Source organism: Colwellia sp. MB3u-4 (assembly GCF_014077065.1).
Lineage (GTDB): Bacteria > Pseudomonadota > Gammaproteobacteria > Enterobacterales > Alteromonadaceae > Cognaticolwellia.
The window spans coordinates 52,143-69,978 of record NZ_JACGVE010000065.1; the positions used below are offsets into that span (position 1 = coordinate 52,143).

Here is a 17,836-nt window from a genome sequence, read left to right on the forward strand (position 1 = left end):
AAAAGTGAATAGTGGTTCCAATAAACACACCATCAAATACAATATTGGTATACAGGCCATTTAAGTCGTCTAATGCGAACTTAACCACACGGGGCCCACATTAATATTACATCAACCGTTAAGTTATCAACAAATTCATAGCTCACGCCTACTTCATAGTCGTAAAGTGTGTGATTGTCGATTGATAAAAAATTGCCTTATGCATATAGATTTAAACCTGTTGAGATGGCGAACGACTAAATTCAGCTTACGAAAGTTCGTAGGCTATCGCGCTTAAAATCACGAATTATCCCCAACGATTAAATACCTACTGCTTTTCCGGCCAAAATATATATTAATTAATAACATTTAGATTAAATTGCTAAACTTACTGTTAAATAACACTAAAAAAAGATACTAGATAGTTGGTCAATTAATTTTTGTCCCTCATGAAGAATTCATTTTAGACCTAATAAAAGTAAAGTGTACATTTTGTAAACACTACTTTCCACTTTCTATAATGAATATCCTCTTAAATAAAAATCCCACTCTCCATATATTTACATTATGTTTACATATTGCTATGTTTGGTCATCGCACTTTTGCGTTTCTCGTCTTATGGAATAAGTAGGTCTTTGATATTAAATGGATTTACTAAATATAAAATAATAACCCGCACAGCTATCTGTGCATTTAGGGAGCTTCCTTGTGAATAACAAAGTAACAATTGCTGTTTCTACAGCGCTATTATCAATGGCCACTATGCAGGCATCTGCCAGCACAGTTCAAACGCAATATTTGGCTGATTCATTAAAATCAGTCACACCAATTTCAATAAACAAAGGTGGTACATACAATAAAACGCAAGTTAAAAAATTTCGTGCTGAAAAAGACTTAACTGGTGGTACTTATACTTATATTATTCGCTTTAAAGACCAACCAGTTGCTACATACGACGGTTCTGTTGCCGGTTTAACAGCGACTAATCCTCAAATTGCCAAGAAGTCTCTTTTTAAATCTTTAGCCAATAGCAAAAAAAGCTCTAAACAAATCAGAAAAGAGTTACGGCTTGATTTTCAAGCGCCTGAAATAATCGCCTACAGTAATTATTTAGAAGCTAAACACCAAACGTTCCTAACAAAAGCGTCAGGAAAATTAGGCGGTAGTTTAAACGTTACTTATCAATATAAAAATGCCTTCAATGGTATGGCTGTGCGTTTAACGCAAGATGAAGCTAAAGCTTTATCGACATTTGCTGATGTAGCGTACGTTGAACGTGAAAAAACTGAGCATTTAGTAACTGATACCGGCCCAATTCACGTTGGTGCACCCTTAGTTTGGGATGGTCAAGGCCAAAGTGCTGTTAACATGGGTGAAGGCGTAATTATCGGTGTGCTTGATACAGGTGCAAATACTGATCACAGATCATTTGCCGACGTTGGTGATGACGGCTACAATCATACTAACCCATGGGGATCAGGTGTCTACGCGGGTGACTGTGCTGGCGATTTCGCTGCCTTGTGTAACGACAAATTAATTGGTGTACGTTCATATGCCACTATTACAGACAGCTATGACGATGCTGATGTATTTGGCAATACCCCACCAGCCAAAAATGGTGAAGATTACGGCGGGCACGGTTCTCATACTGCAGGTACTGCTGGCGGTAACATTTTACATGATGTACCTTTAGTTGACCCTCAAACAGGTGAACTTGAAGGTGACGGTATAAACACAACAGGCTTTGAATTTGCTCAAATCTCTGGTGTAGCACCGCACGCAAACATTGTTGCTTATCAAATATGTCATGGTGGCGACACTGGTGATAAATATTCGGGTTGTCCAGGTGCAGCCATTATTGCGGCGCTAGATGATGCGCTAGTTGATGGTGTTGATGTTATTAACTACTCGATTAGTGGTGGCGGCGATCCTTGGGTAAGTTCAACTGAGCTAGGGTTCTTAGCCGCTCAAGAAGCCGGTATTTTTTCTTCTGTTTCTGCCGGCAATGACGGTCCAGACGCATTTACCACTTCGAAAAATGCTCCTTGGTATACCGTTGTTGGTGCTTCCACACACGGCCGTGAAGTTGCCTTTGAAAAAGAAATTGGCGCATTCACCGGTGGTGATACTGAATTAGCTACTATTGAAGGTAACAGTGCCTCACAAGGTATTACAGCAAGTATTGTTTGGGCTGGTGATTACACTAACAGCAACGATCCTGATGGAGACCCTGCACAATGTTTACAGCCTTTCCCAACAGATACATTCTCAGGTGAAATAGTTGTTTGTGACCGAGGCGAAATTGCTCGTGTACAAAAAGCAATAAATGCTGCTGATGGTGGCGCAGGTGGTTTTGTACTTGGTAATATAGATGATGGTTCAAATGCTGTAGCCAATGACGTTTACGTGGTACCTGGTATTCATATCAACGCAGAAAATGGTAATGCTTTACGTGCTTGGTTAGCAAGTGGTGAAGGACATACTGCAACCATTACTGCTGCAGTCGCTGAGTTAAAGATTGGCCAAGCAGATGATATGGCTGACTTCTCTTCACGTGGCGGTAATAATACAGTTCCTGATATTATGACCCCTTCTGTAACGGCTCCCGGGGTTTCAATTTATGCGGCCTATTCAGATCAGCAATTTGGTCATGACGAAACCACACCAGCACCAACAGATTTTGCCTTTTTACAAGGGACTTCAATGTCAGCTCCTCATGTTGCTGGCGCTGGTGCTGTATTGAAATCAGCTCATCCAACATGGACACCTGATAACATTCGTTCAGCATTAATGTTGACAGCAATTACCGATGTTCGTAAAGAAGATGGTACAACAGCTGCTGATTTCTTTGATATGGGTGCTGGTAGTATACGGGTGAATTTAGCGCATCTAACAGGTCTTGTAATGAATGAAACTGCAGCGAACTATACTGCTGCTAATCCTGACGAAGGTGGGGATCCTAAAACATTAAACATTCCATCAGTTGCTAATGCTAGCTGTGTTGGTTTGTGTGATTGGACCCGAACTGTAACTGCTACAGCAGACGGCACTTGGACTGTTGAAGGCACTACGATTTCTGATGGTTTAATCATTACGGCTACTCCAGCAACATTTACACTTGCCTCCGGCGAAAGCCAGACTATAGCAATTAGTGTTGATGCCATTGCTGCAGAAAGTGACGTATGGTCATTTGGCCACGTTGTGATGACATCAAATATTCATCCAACAGCTAGAATTCCTGTAAGCGTTCAGGCTTCAAATGGTAACATACCAGACAGTCTATCTTTCGACGCAAATCGCGATCAAGATAGCTACTTAATTGAAAATGTTATGGCGGTTGAAATTACTGAATTTACCAGTCGTTCATATGGTTTGACTAAGGCAGACAAAACTGAGGCGACATTAGCTGTCGATAGCGATAATAGTGATGCTTACGATGATTTAGCCGATGGTATTAATGTTACTCTGCATACCGTTCCTGCTGATGCAAAACGTTTTGTTGTAGAAATATTAGCGTCTGCATCTCCAGATTTAGATCTACGCGTAGGTTTAGATGCTAACGGCGATGGTATCCCACAAGAAGACGAAGAAGTGGGTATCAGTGCAACCGCTACTGCACTTGAAAAAGTTGACCTAATTATGCCTGAAGCCGGTAGTTACTGGGTTGCTGTTCAAAACTGGGCGGCATCAGAGGAAGGTGCTGAAGATGCATATACCTTAGCAACAGCTATTGTAGATGCTGAAGCTGGTGATAACTTATCTATCGAAGCTGACACTGCTATAACTGCATTAACGGAATTTGACTTACGTGTTAAATGGTCACTTGACGGTGCTTTACAAGGTGATATGTACTACGGTGCTCTTGACTTAGGTACAAGCTTTGAAAATGCAGGCAACTTAGGATTAGTATCTGTTGACCTTATGCGTGGCATGGACGATGTGTCTATTTCAAGTAATGCAAATGCATACATGGAACGTCAAGACCGTGTTGATTATGAAGTGAGTGTAATTGCAAACTTAACCCCAGGCGAGCGCACATATACTGTTAAAGCAACAGTACCTGCAAGTATGACGCTTGATGAAGCTTCAGTTAGCGGTGATGCGGTAATTAGCGGTAATGATATTACTTGGACTGTTGTTCAAGAATCACTATTTGGTGTTGAGCCCTTCTATACTAAAACGACCAATGATAATGATACAAGTTGTGCATTACCAGATTTTGGTCAAGGTGGTGGCTACCTTGATTTAGCTGCTTTTGATATCTTACCTGGTACGCTAAATGGTGACACAGTTACCGCGACATATAGCTTAAACGCCAACTTTTTAGGCAAGTCATTTAGTTCAGTTTCTGTAACAGATGATGGGTTTATTTACTTAGGTGGTTCAGCCGGTTCAACACCTTGGATTAACCAGTTATTACCCAATGCCGCGGAAGCTAACAACTTAGTTGCACCATTTTGGCGTGATATGGAAATTGTTCGTACCGATACCTCTGGTGTTAGTACTGCCTCAGCTGGTAGTTATAGCTTCATTGAGTTTGATGACATGAGACCTTGGGATTTCCATAATGGCGATGCAAGTGTTTCTGATAATATCGATTTTGAAGTGGTATTTGATAACTCTACTGGTAATGTCATGTTTGCCTACGATAATGTGACACATGTTGTTGGTGCTGATTTAGGTGTAACTGTTGGCCTTGAAAATGCTACAGGTACATCAGGTCGTACCGACGTATATGCAATATCACCGTATACAGGCGGTGAAGCCGGTTCTGTTGGTGATATTTCAGATATATATTCTGGCTTAGTTATATGTTATACATTAACGCCTGTCGCAACTGATCCACAAGTATTTACTTTCTCTACTGAGATTAAAGATACGTTTAAAGGTGGTCCAGCAAATGTTGTTCTTACACACAGTACAGACGATATAAATACAATTGAAGTTGTTAATAACTCAAGCGTTGCTATTCAGGTTGAAGGTGCTCCTACCGCGATGATTACAGGTAGTACAGCTGTTGTTGAAACCGAAAGTGTACAACTGAGTGGTGCTAACTCATCAGATCCTAACGGTGATGCACTGACTTATGCTTGGGTGCAAATGGCGGGGACTCCAGTGACTATCAACGCAAGCGCTGAGTCAATTAGCTTTACAGCACCCAAAGTCTCGAAAGATGAAACTATCTCTTTTCAGCTGACAGTAAATGATGGCAACGACAACTCAGATTCAATGGTTGCTTCAGTATCAATTGTTAATAAGAAAGAAAGTGGTTCATTCGGGTGGTTAATGTTACTGCTGACACCATTGTTATTTACTCGCCGTAAAAAAGCGTAATTAGATAATCTAAACTTTTATTAAAGCATCTATAAAAGTAAAAGCCATCAACATTATGTTGATGGCTTTTTTATTACCTGATGATACTGGAATTTCCTCTTAAAAGTTCATCACTGCCAAGCACCCGAAATCGACATATAATACACATTTGATTAATTAAGTGGTCTACTTTTTCATGCAGAAAATAGATATATACAAGGCATGAAATTTAGTCAATCGTTATTCTACTTATGAACTTCATAACGTCGTAGTTTTTCATTTTAACCATTAAAAATGAGCAGGTAATTAATCAACTTGATCTAACTACCCACATTATTAATCGGTAACTGCTCATAAGTGAATTGTTAATCATTCACATCGCCATATATGGATGTCGATACTTAATTATGTCTGGAACAAAAAAATTGATCATGTTTCTTAAACACAAAAAAACAGAGCTGATTACTCAACTCTGTTTTTTATAATGTGACTAGCTTAATGCGTTAAAAGTGAATAGTGGTACCAATAAACACACCGTCAAATTCAATATTGGTGTACAAGTCATTTAAATCGTCAAGCTCTAACTTAACCGCACGGTAACCGGCATTAATATTTACATCAACCGCTAGGTTATCAATAAGTTCATAACTTACACCGACTTCATAGTCATAAAGTGTATGATCATCAAATGATAAAAAGTTGCCTTGTGCATATAAGTTCAAACCGGTTAAAGGTAAGCCAACATTAGTTCTTACATATAACATAGGCACAACATCAGTGACTGCAACACTACTTGATTGTGTAACCGATTCAGTGCCTGAATTGGCTTGTGCTGATACCGTTACGTCACCGTCAAAATCACGGGCCGTCAAACCAAAATCAAATGATAATAGATCATTATCAAATAACTCATAATAAAGTGTGTAATCAAGATAACTGACATTAAAACTAGCATTAACATTAGCATCTGTGCTGAAAGTTTCACCTTCAAATTCAAAGTCAGTCGTTAAGCTTGTGTTACCTATAGTCTCTAATGAAGTAGAGGCTATACGTATATTTGGAATTAACGGTAGAGGGTGCTCAAAGGCAATAAAAAAGCTGTTTTGTTTTTCATCCGCTAAGTTAAAATCAATTTGTGAACTACCATCGCCAAAAGTTCCAGACGCTTGGTTGTCCCATATTTGACCACCCAAATAAATACCTAAAGCATCCGCTTGAACATTAGTGGATAAAATCGATGCAAGTGCTGCTGCTAGTGCTATTTTTTTCATGTTTTATTACCCTTGACTCAATAAGTCGTCTAAATCAATCAGTGCTGCATTTGCACGTGATATATAATTGGCCATTACTAACGAATGATTTGCCAACACACCAAAGCCATCACCATTTAAAATCATAGGACTCCAAATGGCTTCTTGGCTTGCTTCTAGTTCGCGAATAATTTGTTGTACACTCACTTTAGCATTCTTCTGATCTAGGACATCATTGAAGTCTATTTCGATGGCCTTCAAGAAGTGCAACAAAGCCCAACAAGCGCCACGGGCTTCATAAAATTCATTATCTATCACCCACCAACTTGTTTTTAACGCCATGCTTGCTGCGCTTGATGTTGATTGTTTTGCGACTCTATCGCCAGCAAGATCAACGTTAATTTGTTCACGGCCAACACTGGCACTTAAGCGTTGAGAATAACTGCCTAAACGTTTAGTTGCTTCTTGGATCCAAGCGCGTAAATTATCAGAACGCGCGTAAAATTGAGCTGATTGATTATTTACCTGAGTCAATGCCGTTCTGTAGGCATATAGCTCATTCACTGCTTTTTGGTATTCACCTTCAGCGCTAGGAATAGCCCAACTGGTGTTATCAATATTAAGCTGTGGTTGAGCAACTTTTAAATTTTTGTTTTCAACTGACTGAGATTGTGAACGACTAAATTCTTGGCGCATTACCAACGACATATCTCTTATCATTTCAAGTGCGCCAAACTCCCATGCGGGGATATTATCTAAAAACACTGACGGTGGCAGCGCATCATTAGATAAATAACCACCTGGCTTATGCAATAAGGTTTCAGTAACACGAATTAATGCCGTTGTGGTGGTATAACCCACAACAGGAGTGACATTTTCTGCTGTTGCTGCTTTTGTCACTTCAGCACGAATATCGAATTGTTCTGGTTCAAAGCTCCAATAAACGCCAAGTAAATACAGCACAAAAAATAGCGCTAAAAATCCTGAAATAACAGTTTTTATTGAGATATTAACTTTCATAACTACTCCTAATGGTGCTCATGCTTTTTCTGTTTAAGACCTTGAACAGTATAATTTACATTGATGCTAGATTGATCGTCAAAAGACAGGGTGATTATAATATTTTCTTTCGCTTTTAAGGGTTGTTTTAAATCAAAAATCATTAAATGAAAACCTGAAGGCTGAAATACGGTACTATTTTGAGCTGAAATTTCTACATAGTCACGTTGGCGCATACGCATTAAGCCATCAGACATGGTATGTTGATGAATTTCAATCCGGTCGCTTACTGCACTTGCTGCGCCGATAAGTCGAATATTTTTTGCTGATAAATTTTTTATCGTCATATAAGCAGAAGAAATCGACGTGCCGGGGATACTCTCCCTTGCATAGCCATTCTCAACTACCAGCTTAGCGTTCTCACTTGCCAAGCTTACATTGGCAAAAACACTACTCACTACTATCATCAGTAAAATCATGGGTAAAAGTACATTCCTCATAAGCTGCTATACATCCTTTTTATTCATATTATGATTCGTTACTATCATTGTAACTAAGCTTGGGCGAAATGGATAACTTAATTATTTCAAATAAACCCCAGGGTATTCTGCTCATCGGCATTAACTCCTTAATAAAAAAATCCATATTGAGCTCTGTGGTTTACTTACGCTGACGAATACCAGTGATGATATTTTCTGGATATTGACCCAAGATGAAAAAAAGTGGTTTGGTGTAGGTAATGACTTCAATGACTTTATTAAGTGTAGCTAATGTAGTTAATAGCAATCAGTAAGCTATTTTAACGACCTTCTGCTCATAGCTTTATGGGCCATAGGTTCAATATAGAAAGCTGAAAGCTAATACTACTAACTACTACTATTAGTGTCAGTGTTTTTGCTGTGAACATAAGTGTAAAGATCAACTAGCTATGTTAAACATTTTACTATTTTTAACTTTTCTGCTGACATTTCATCTCCACTAATATTAATATCCGCAGAAAAGCATTAGCATTGAACAGAGCTTTTATCTCGTGTGATTAACCAAATAACACCAGCCACTAAGAGTATTGGCCAAAACACACCCACCAATAACATAGCGCCGCCACCTAGCAACAGCATAACAATAAAAATCAATGAACCAAATACACTCATCGCTATTGCTAAGGCAACTAACACCAGTAGCACCACCACTAATGCTGAAATACTAATGGCCTTTAAAGGTTCAACCAATTGCTCTCCCATATAAATATCAACATCAAATAAATCTATAAAGCTGACACCTAACACATAAGTTAAAAATAGTGTGGCAAAAATGGCTAGAAATAATGATTTAAAAAATGACATAGCTGGCTCCCTTTAATATCTTCAAAAATATATTCAAACAAATTTAACGCGTTAAGCTTTAGTCGGCATTAACATGGTAGCGACTAAATAGGCGACACCTGTGGCAACAGGAAACATCAATAAAGCGAGAATAGCGCCTACTCTAACGGCTATTCGAGGCAAATTGTAATACTTAGCAATACCGCCACAAACACCTGATAATTTTTTATGTACTACATCTTTAGTTAAGGTTTTATTAACTGAATACTCGCGATTAAAGCTCATCACTTACTCCTCGTGCCCAAGCTGAGCACTTTTATACATTAAATTGAAAAATATTAATAACACGCCAATAAAGTAACTAACCACAGGCGTTATAAAGATAACACCAAGGATTATCCAAGATCACAGCGCGACATTAATAATTACTGCCCGTTAACTTTTAGCTACCTTTAGCTACTTTTTGCTTTAATTGCGCTAACGCTTGCTCAATGGTTTCATCATTTTCTAACGCGCGAAACTGGCTATCTAAAGATTTTGATGATGTCATATCATAGGCTTCAACTTCCGCTTCAACACGGTCAATTTTTTGTTGATAACGCTCAAATTTACCGATCGCTTCGTCAATATTACCAGTGGCGACTTTCTCACGTACTTTCAAGCACACTTCTGCAGATTGTTGGCGTTTTGCAAAGGCTTCCTGTTTGCGCTTCGCCTCCGTTAACTTATCTTGCAAACGTTGACTATCTAGCTGAAGCGCATTTAGGTACTCATCAAATTGGCTTAACTCTTGATTAAATTCTGCTAGCTTTTGTGTACAACTTTGTTTTTCAACTAGCGCAGATTTGGCTAAGTCTTCACGACTCTTATTTAAAGCAAGTTCAGCTTTTTCTTGCCAATGTGCAACGCGACTTTCCATTGCACGGATATGACGCATCAGTGTCTTCTTTTCAGCAATCTGCTTAGCCGCTGCTGAACGCACTTCAACCAAGGTTTCTGCCATCTCCTCAATGATCAACTTGATCATTTTTTCGGGTTCCTCTGCCTTATCTAACATGGCGTTAATATTGGCGTTAATAATGTCGGTAAATCTTGAAAACATGCCCATGGTATATCTCCTATTAATACGCTGAAGTTTGTTGTTTTTTTGTCACTAATTTTTTTTGCTTTGAAACTGCCGCTAACTCTTGAGTTTTCACTGTGCTGTAGCGAGTCGAAAAACGATCTAACTCAGCCTTAATTGAATGTGCGAGTTCTGCAGATAAATCAAGCTGAACTTTTTGTTTTTGTGCCTGCACGCTTAAGGTTAAATTTTGCGCTAAGCCGGTATCTTGCGCATAAGTATTGATCGTAAATAGCAACGTACAAGATAATAAAACGGCGCGTAATGTCTGTTTGTTTTGTAATAGTTTCATTATTAATATCCTTATGTGAGTAACATGAAGCGTGAATAGTTAACGCTTCATGTTGGTATCTGATATTACTATTACAAGTGCTGTGCCAATTACTTAAAAACATTTAACTAATTGTTATTATTACTATTATTAAATTATAGAGATAAAGCTCCATCGCAAGACATAATATGTCAAACTATAATTTGGTCAATATCTACACTGAAATTAGTGAAATTGACCAATAATTAATTTAAGATTTTACTTGGCCGCTTTGTAGCTATAATCAAATTTATAGCTAGGCCATTAGCAGGTAGATTTGTGGCTATGATGACAGCAAAATAAACGCTGGTGTCATCATAAGTAGGTAGGTAGGTAGGTAGGTAGGTAGACAGGATAGTACTGATAGCCTTATTTTTACTCAAAGTTATTCGTGGCGGTTTCAACGATGGTGTTAGGTAACGAGCCCCATTCGCTCCAAGATCCGTCATATACTCGCACATTTTTATGACCGATAATGTCTGCAGCCAGCGCCAAAATGCAAGCGGTAACACCTGAGCCGCAACTCATGATCATAGCTTGTTTATTAGCGTTAATATGCGCAAAAATTTTGGCTAATTCATCAGGTGATTTAAACCGCCCTTGATTGAACAAATGCTTGTAGGCTAAGTTTTTTGCATTTGGCATATGGCCACTACGCACACCCGCACGAGGCTCTGCATCTAGTCCCTTAAAGCGACGTTCAGCACGCGCATCGAGAATAAGTTCAGCTTGCGAATCAGTTTGAGTGGCAACTTCACGCCAGTTACAAAAGTAGCCTACTTGCTCTTTGGCAACAAAATTACCAATAACTTGGTGCTGCTTAGCATGGATATTGGTTTGGGGATCCGCGACCGGTTTCTTCAATTTGAGCCAATAAGGTAAACCACCGTCTAATACGGCAATATTTTTATGGCCCATGGCTCTAAACATATACCAAGCCCGCGCGGCAGAAAATAAACCTAAATCATCATAAACCACAATTTGGCTTTGCTGGTTAATGCCTAACGCTTTTGCAGCTTGCTCAAAATGACTAGCTGATGGCATGGTGTGGGGTAAATCGCTAGCTAAATCTGAGAAGTGTTGATTTAAGTCGAAACGGCGAGCGTTGGGCAGACGATATTCAGGCCAACTATATACTGGTGCAGCCATGTTACCCACAGGTGGAATACTCGCATCTAACACCACAAGGTCTTTACTCCCTAGTATTGCGTGCAAATCGATACAGGAAATTAATTGCTGAAAATACGTCATAATCTAAACTTTTGCTGATAAGCGTAAAGCAAAATTAGCCGAGTTAAACACGAAAGTACAGTATTTAGCGAAAGAGAGCTTTCAAAAGCGTAATCAAGGGATAAAATGCAGTTAGATTGATGAGTTATATTACTAAATAGCCATAAACAATTTTAGGTCATTTTTCGTTAGCTTTACGCTTTACGTTTTAAGGTAACAGGTAACAGGTAACAGGTAACAAGGATTAATTACCTTGTTCTAAATGAGCGACAATCAATGAGGTCGCCAGCACACAAACACTAGGCAACATAAATAGCGTAAATAATAGCGTGAAACTTTGCATGGTATAATTCCTTTTAAGCTGTTTATAACACTGTATTTTTAAATAAGTTATATAAACACTTACAAAGGTTATGCCAAGGTTTAAATCAAACCTAATCCATTGTTTTTAAAGTTAATTTATTTTCACACAAGCTTTAACTAGGCTAAGTAGACGCTAATATCCCTTCGATGTGGTTAAATTTACTAATATATAGTGAGATTTGTGCAAACATCAATTAAACAAAACCCTACTGATAAAATGATAGCGAAGTGCCAAAATCGAGTACAGACTTTCCGGTATTGGGACCTTTAAAGTGCTAAATAGCGCTAAGTATTCAGCATGTAAAGTAGCTAGTTCGTGATAATAAACCGACATTAAGGCTAGATTACCTTTAGATGACCTTTAGATAATTGTTAGCTCAGGGTTAAGTTGTAATACTTTATCAAAAGCTTGTTGCAGTACTTCACCACCGACATTTTCGCCATTGGCATTTTCACTTAAATAACGACGAAATTGTTTAGCGCCTGCTAAGCCATTACATAAACCTAACATATGTCTTGCCACATGCCAGGCACGACCACCACTGGCAACGTGACGGTCAATATAGTCAACCATTTCATTGAGCACGGCTTGTCGTGACTTAACCTCAACACCAGCTTGCCAAATTTCATTGTCAGCTTCGGTTAGCATATAAGGATTTTGGTAAATTTCGCGGCCAATCATCACGCCATCAATATGCTGCATGTGCTCATTCGCTTGTGCAAACGTTGTTATACCGCCATTAATTGAAATATCTAACTGTTGGAAATCTTGTTTAAGTTGATAAACCCGCTGGTAATCAAGTGGTGGAATATCTCTGTTTTGTTTTGGGCTTAAACCACTTAACCAAGCTTTGCGAGCATGAATAATAAAGTGCTGACACCCCGCCGCACTAACCGTTGTTAAAAACTGCTGCAAAAACTCATAACTGTCGAGATCGTCAATACCAATACGAGATTTTACCGTTGTGGGGATCTTAGTCGCGTTTTGCATACTAGCAACACAATCGGCAACTAACGCTGGCTCAGCCATTAAACAAGCACCAAACTTGCCATTTTGCACTCGGTCTGACGGACAACCCACATTGATATTGATTTCATCGTAACCTTGCTGCTCAGCAATTTTTGCACATTCAGTCATCGCCTTTACATCACTACCACCAAGCTGTAACACCAAGGGGTGCTCCTGCTCGTTATACGCCAAATAATTACCTTTTCCGTGCAATATTGCCCCCGTAGTAACCATTTCGGTATACAAGACCGTTTGCTTAGACATTACGCGATAAAAATAACGACAATGGCGATCAGTCCAATCGAGCATCGGTGCAACTGAAAGTTTATGACTTATGGTTTTCATTGCGATACCACGCTACAGATACTTATAAATATATAATAATGCAAAATAGTAAATCTCTTGTTTCTGCTCTTTTTGGTATGTTTTGACTTATTTTTAACTTGATTGCACCCATGGGTACAACGTATGGGTGCAAAAACTGATACGTTATTTAAAGCAATAGTGCTATAATTTTCGCTATTATACACAAAAAGAGGGATTTAAATGGCTTCTATTAATATAGAAAAAAGGAAATTAAAAAATGATAAAGATGGTTTTCCATATCGCGCTAGAGTTCGCATTACTAAGCGTGGAAAAATCATTGATAAAGATGAAGAAAAGTTCAAGAACAGAGAAACAGCGCAAGCGTGGGCAAAAAAAGCAGCTAAAAGATTAGAAGAAAAACATCAAGAAATTGCTGAGGGTACATATTATGCTCCCAAAGAAATTAGTAAATTAAGAGAAGCTACTGTAAACGACTTAATAATTGAGTATATAAGACACCCCATCACAGGAAATGGAATTGGGAGAACCAAGTGGTATGTGTTGAGGTCATTATTAAAATATGACATTGCTAATAAAAAAGTACATGAATTAACCGCTGATGATCTTATAGAACACTGTGAAACTCGATTAAAAGAACCTAATAAGCCAACTCCACAAACCGTTTATCATGATATTACATACTTACATTCTGTCACCCAACTTGCAGAACAGGTTTTTAAAATTAAAGCTGATCTCTCTTATCACGAAAAAGCAATTCCAACTTTAGTGACTTTAAAATTAATTGGCAGAAGTGGAGAACGAGACAGAAGACCTACACCTAATGAATTAGTGTTATTAGAAAAAGGCTTAAAAGAAAGAGAAAATCATAGATCAGCCAAGATTCCATATTCTGACATTCTTCAATTTTCAATTTATACAGCAATGCGAGTGGGTGAAATTACAGAGTTATACTGGGAAGATGTTGATCACGATAATAAGACAATTATTGTTAGAGATAGAAAGAATCCAGAAAAAAATAAAAATAAAATATTCCAAGTTAAAGAAGAAGAAGATGAAAATAAATATATTAAAAAGGAAAAAACACAATACGATAGTCTAGTGCCACTTTTGGGTGATACTTATCATATTATAATGAAACAAAAAGAAAGTTTTGATCCAGAAAAACCAGATTCAATTTTTCCTTACAACCCACGTAGTATAAGTGCAGGTTGGCAGCGCGTCAGGGATAAATTAGGTATTAAGAATTTACGTTATCATGATTTAAGAAGAGAAGCAGCATCGAGACTTATAGAAAAGGGCTATGATATTGCGCTTGTTGCCAAGATCACAGGACATAAAGATATAAACGTTCTCTACAACATTTATACTAAATTAGATTTGCAAAATTTTTCTAAAACTGAATTTGAAAATAATAATATTTAAAACAGAAAGGGGCTATAAAGCCCCTTTTAGTTATATAAAATTCACGGATTTTTTCTAAATATAATTTTTTATTTAAAAAACAAAGTAAATGAATTTTCATTACCAACAGATTGTTTTGAAAAACTTAGTTTAATACTTGCGTTTGGAATAGTTTTTCCCAAAGGAATTGTAAGTTTAGCAGATTCGTTTGGAAGCAGTTTGATTGGCGAGGGGCGTAACCAATAAATTTGGTGCTTGTTACCATGCTCATCACTTGAACGAATGTTTTTTGTAATCCAAAAGCATTCTTCACCACCTAGAGTATTAGTTTGTAATTCACAATGTTGATAGTTAGGAGTGATGATTTTAGTTCGTGATAAGTTTTTTAGTAAGAGTGTTGCCGTACCACGATTAAAATCTACAAGCTGAATACTCATATAATTATCTTTATATTGCGCTGAAGTTATCGAGCTATAAAATGCTTTTCGTTCTTTTATGGCTTGTTTTATTTTTTCAGCCTCTTGTTTCTTTTCTTGAGCTAACTTTAACTTATATTGTTCGTTCTTATGTATGCCCTTTCTAAGTTTTTCTGCGCTTTCTTCAAGAGATAAAAAGCTATTAATAGATTCTAACTCTTTAGATGATTCTCTTCTAAAGCTAGAGTAATTTGTACAAACCTTATTATTAATATCACTTTTTAATTTATTAATAATAATACGAGTTTTCTTTGCTTTTGTAATAACTTTATCATTAGTATTTTTTGCAGTTTCATAAGATGCTTCACTTCCATCTAGAGATCTGACTAAATCGTTTCGGTATGACTGCCAAACAAAATATTCAGTGATATAAGAATAATTTACATCCATCAAAGAGAGCAGATCCTTTTTGATATTTTCGTATTCGAAAAGATCACATTTTTTGATGATAATTTTTGGCTGAGATTGAGGGCTAGTACAACTTGCTACTAGTAAGATAGAGAATACTACCGAGAACAGTTTTAACAAAACTTTAATCCTTTAAATATTAAAACGATGCTTACCTTTCTTTCAATTGTGGCGAACATACTAATTGGTTTTTATATATTCTTAATGTCGCAGTATGCTTTACTTTTTGACCATATTAACTCTACGTGTACAGTAAAGAGAGTCCTCAGGCATTAGCTACGACATATTGCAACTTAACCAGCTTTTACTTTTTCCTCAGCAGCAGCTTTGTATTTTTGCGGCAAATCGTCATATTTATAAATAGTGTCACCAGCATCACGATGGCTTGAAACTGAACGACCTTTTACCCAAACTGGCTGATCGTCAGAGATAACAAAACTTTGATTTTCAACTTTATTATTTCTTGGCTTACGTGGCGCTGTAGGAGCTTCTGATGGTGCAAAATCACTGATTGATAAACCTTGATCAGCCATCATTTTAAGAAGTTCATCACTAGGTAATTTAATCGAACTCATGCACTCAGTTAAATTTTCATGGGCGGTAATCGCGTCCCCAATTTTTAAGCTTGAAAGAGCTTCTTTTAAAGCATTTTTATTTAATAATACAGTTTTGAAATCAGCCATTTTAAAGCATCCATTTTTTATTAATTTAAATTATTATAATATACCTATAAAATCTAAACAAACTTTAATATTAAAATCCTTCATCATCTAAAAGTTTAGCGATTTTAGGATCATCAAGATTACAATTTAAATCAGTATCATCTTTTTTTATCTTAGTTTTTTTTATTTTAAAATCTTTAGATTCAATAGTGCTATTTTTATCTTTATTATAATCTTCATTAACTTTATCGTAAAACTTATACTTTGTTACTCCGACAACATCTTTATATAAACAATTAGAATCTATTAAAAAACCCAACTCAACAAGTTCTTTAGTTGCTTTTTTAATAGCCTTTCTTACCTTTTCTTCAGGCATTTTTCTATCAAATTTCTTACTATTAACATCATAGCTATAATTATAACCAAGAACTTCTTCTAAAGTTTCGTAACCAATCCCCATATTTCTTATTAAAGTACTCAAACCAAGCAGATAAACATATAACTTTTTTGTTATCTGACATTTGATTTTAGAAAAAGTCTCATAACTAACTAATATTTTTCTGTTGTGATTTTTTACAAACTTAACAATGTTTTTTGGTAAAGTGATTATTATAGTTTCTTTTTTATTAAGTCGTACAGCATCAGGATTTTCGGGATCAGTTATTTCAGGCCAAGTATTTTCATATTCAGAAATCAAACCCGATGTTTTTCTTCCTATTTTTAATTTTGTTTTTCTCAAAAGTTCAAAAGCTTTTTCAAATTTATATAAATTTCTTGAGCCACCATTTATATTTAGTGTTTTAACGATTTCATTCCAAGATGTTTCAATATCAAATTCAAAATCTTTATATTCATTATTTTTATTCACATCTTCGAATTTTTTGATAATAAAACCAAAAAGTAAAAAACACTCATTCATGTTCAAGTGTAAATAATTCCCTTGTTTATCAAGATAATTACTTGATACTTCAAAGTCGAATTCATTATACTTTATTAAAACGTCAGCTTTTCCAACTTTTATTAAATCTTCATCTACTATTTTATCCCTCCCAAGTTTACCAAATTTTTTATTTTTTCCCACTTTACCTAATTTTTTATCACTTTCAGACCAGCTCTCTGTACAAGTTTTATTTCCGTTTACGGGGTTAAATATGGTTCTTGTAATGTCAGGATTTATAATAAAAACATCATCACTTAAATAATGGGTAAATAATCCAGCATCAGAATTATCTTTTTTAGATTCTTTTAAATCTTTATCTAGCATGTCACTCATATTAAACCTCATCTTTTATTATATTTATTTTAAAGGTCATAAAGCCGAATCTTTCGAGTGTATTTCGTGCTGAATCTATAGATTTAAAGCTTCTTAGTTCTTTTTTATTAGCTTTTTGTATTGAATATCTATTATTAACTTCATCCAATAACAATACTGTTATTAGATTATTCTCACAGTTAACAACTGCTTTTTTAAAACAATTTGTTTTACTTGCTGCTTTTATATATGAATCTTTAAATAGTTGTATGTTTTTATTTATCACCATTTGTTAATCTCCTTTCTTAAAAGATTAAAACTTTTTTGAATAAAGTCAACACCATTTAAAATTTAATTTTTATTATTTTAAAATAAATTCAATATTTATATATAATAATATTGATTTTATATA

The 17,836-nt window shown here is 36.4% G+C and carries 15 protein-coding genes; 2 read left to right on the forward strand and 13 right to left on the reverse strand.

Features of this window, described 5'->3' with window-relative positions; translation table 11 throughout:
* Window positions 1–687: 687 nt before the first annotated feature.
* Window positions 688–5,313 carry a S8 family serine peptidase gene (locus H4J61_RS18035; protein ID WP_310649919.1) on the forward strand — a complete coding sequence of 1,542 codons (4,626 nt, stop codon included), beginning with the start codon at window positions 688–690 and terminating at the stop codon, window positions 5,311–5,313.
* 482 nt (window positions 5,314–5,795) lie between these two features.
* Here H4J61_RS18035 and H4J61_RS02860 read toward each other — a convergent pair whose 3' ends face one another.
* The 9 genes from H4J61_RS02860 to dusA all read right to left on the reverse strand — a co-directional run bounded on the left by H4J61_RS02860 (window position 5,796) and on the right by dusA (window position 13,243).
* Complete coding sequence (locus tag H4J61_RS02860) at window positions 5,796–6,563, reverse strand: TIGR04219 family outer membrane beta-barrel protein (protein WP_182183493.1); 768 nt, start codon at window positions 6,561–6,563, stop codon at window positions 5,796–5,798.
* Window positions 6,564–6,569: 6 nt separating this feature from the next.
* Window positions 6,570–7,562 (reverse strand): DUF2333 family protein, encoded by a 993-nt coding sequence (locus H4J61_RS02865; RefSeq protein ID WP_182183495.1) that lies wholly within the window; start codon window positions 7,560–7,562, stop codon window positions 6,570–6,572.
* A gap of 8 nt (window positions 7,563–7,570) precedes the next feature.
* On the reverse strand, window positions 7,571–8,041 hold the full coding sequence (locus H4J61_RS02870; protein ID WP_182183497.1) for a copper chaperone PCu(A)C: 471 nt from the start codon (window positions 8,039–8,041) through the stop codon (window positions 7,571–7,573).
* 504 nt (window positions 8,042–8,545) lie between these two features.
* Window positions 8,546–8,884 (reverse strand): hypothetical protein, encoded by a 339-nt coding sequence (locus H4J61_RS02875; protein ID WP_182137443.1) that lies wholly within the window; start codon window positions 8,882–8,884, stop codon window positions 8,546–8,548.
* A gap of 51 nt (window positions 8,885–8,935) precedes the next feature.
* Window positions 8,936–9,148, reverse strand: coding sequence for a PspC domain-containing protein (locus tag H4J61_RS02880; RefSeq protein ID WP_182137444.1), 213 nt, complete (start codon window positions 9,146–9,148; stop codon window positions 8,936–8,938).
* A 157-nt stretch (window positions 9,149–9,305) separates the two neighbouring features.
* A complete protein-coding gene (gene pspA, locus H4J61_RS02885; RefSeq protein WP_182183500.1) occupies window positions 9,306–9,971 on the reverse strand; it encodes a phage shock protein PspA in 666 nt (221 codons plus the stop codon).
* Window positions 9,972–9,984: 13 nt separating this feature from the next.
* Window positions 9,985–10,278 (reverse strand): hypothetical protein, encoded by a 294-nt coding sequence (locus H4J61_RS02890; protein ID WP_182137446.1) that lies wholly within the window; start codon window positions 10,276–10,278, stop codon window positions 9,985–9,987.
* Between the two features lie 393 nt (window positions 10,279–10,671).
* Window positions 10,672–11,547: a sulfurtransferase gene (locus tag H4J61_RS02895; protein WP_182183502.1), complete on the reverse strand. Its 876-nt coding sequence runs from the start codon at window positions 11,545–11,547 to the stop codon at window positions 10,672–10,674.
* 703 nt (window positions 11,548–12,250) lie between these two features.
* Window positions 12,251–13,243, reverse strand: coding sequence for a tRNA dihydrouridine(20/20a) synthase DusA (gene dusA / locus H4J61_RS02900; RefSeq protein WP_182183505.1), 993 nt, complete (start codon window positions 13,241–13,243; stop codon window positions 12,251–12,253).
* Window positions 13,244–13,444: 201 nt separating this feature from the next.
* Between dusA and H4J61_RS02905 the strand changes: the two genes are divergently transcribed.
* Window positions 13,445–14,647 (forward strand): site-specific integrase, encoded by a 1,203-nt coding sequence (locus tag H4J61_RS02905; RefSeq protein WP_182183507.1) that lies wholly within the window; start codon window positions 13,445–13,447, stop codon window positions 14,645–14,647.
* Window positions 14,648–14,715: 68 nt separating this feature from the next.
* Here H4J61_RS02905 and H4J61_RS02910 read toward each other — a convergent pair whose 3' ends face one another.
* The 4 genes from H4J61_RS02910 to H4J61_RS02925 form a co-directional block, all read right to left on the reverse strand.
* A complete protein-coding gene (locus tag H4J61_RS02910; RefSeq protein ID WP_182183510.1) occupies window positions 14,716–15,630 on the reverse strand; it encodes a hypothetical protein in 915 nt (304 codons plus the stop codon).
* Window positions 15,631–15,803: 173 nt separating this feature from the next.
* Window positions 15,804–16,193: a hypothetical protein gene (locus tag H4J61_RS02915; protein ID WP_182183512.1), complete on the reverse strand. Its 390-nt coding sequence runs from the start codon at window positions 16,191–16,193 to the stop codon at window positions 15,804–15,806.
* A gap of 70 nt (window positions 16,194–16,263) precedes the next feature.
* Window positions 16,264–17,445, reverse strand: coding sequence for a hypothetical protein (locus H4J61_RS02920; protein WP_182183515.1), 1,182 nt, complete (start codon window positions 17,443–17,445; stop codon window positions 16,264–16,266).
* A 1-nt stretch (window position 17,446) separates the two neighbouring features.
* Entirely contained in the window at window positions 17,447–17,713 is a 267-nt protein-coding gene (locus H4J61_RS02925) for a hypothetical protein (protein WP_182183517.1), read from the reverse strand.
* Window positions 17,714–17,836: the final 123 nt, after the last annotated feature.

Coding starts and splice junctions, on each gene's coding strand:
- dusA (WP_182183505.1), bottom strand. CDS start 13,243: ATGAAAACCATAAGTCATAAACTTTCAGTTGCACCGATGCTCGATTGG.
- H4J61_RS02905 (WP_182183507.1), top strand. CDS start 13,445: ATGGCTTCTATTAATATAGAAAAAAGGAAATTAAAAAATGATAAAGAT.
- H4J61_RS02860 (WP_182183493.1), bottom strand. CDS start 6,563: ATGAAAAAAATAGCACTAGCAGCAGCACTTGCATCGATTTTATCCACT.
- H4J61_RS02915 (WP_182183512.1), bottom strand. CDS start 16,193: ATGGCTGATTTCAAAACTGTATTATTAAATAAAAATGCTTTAAAAGAA.
- H4J61_RS02895 (WP_182183502.1), bottom strand. CDS start 11,547: ATGACGTATTTTCAGCAATTAATTTCCTGTATCGATTTGCACGCAATA.
- H4J61_RS02890 (WP_182137446.1), bottom strand. CDS start 10,278: ATGAAACTATTACAAAACAAACAGACATTACGCGCCGTTTTATTATCT.
- H4J61_RS02875 (WP_182137443.1), bottom strand. CDS start 8,884: ATGTCATTTTTTAAATCATTATTTCTAGCCATTTTTGCCACACTATTT.
- H4J61_RS02865 (WP_182183495.1), bottom strand. CDS start 7,562: ATGAAAGTTAATATCTCAATAAAAACTGTTATTTCAGGATTTTTAGCG.
- H4J61_RS02880 (WP_182137444.1), bottom strand. CDS start 9,148: ATGAGCTTTAATCGCGAGTATTCAGTTAATAAAACCTTAACTAAAGAT.
- pspA (WP_182183500.1), bottom strand. CDS start 9,971: ATGGGCATGTTTTCAAGATTTACCGACATTATTAACGCCAATATTAAC.
- H4J61_RS02870 (WP_182183497.1), bottom strand. CDS start 8,041: ATGAGGAATGTACTTTTACCCATGATTTTACTGATGATAGTAGTGAGT.
- H4J61_RS02925 (WP_182183517.1), bottom strand. CDS start 17,713: ATGGTGATAAATAAAAACATACAACTATTTAAAGATTCATATATAAAA.
- H4J61_RS02920 (WP_182183515.1), bottom strand. CDS start 17,445: ATGAGTGACATGCTAGATAAAGATTTAAAAGAATCTAAAAAAGATAAT.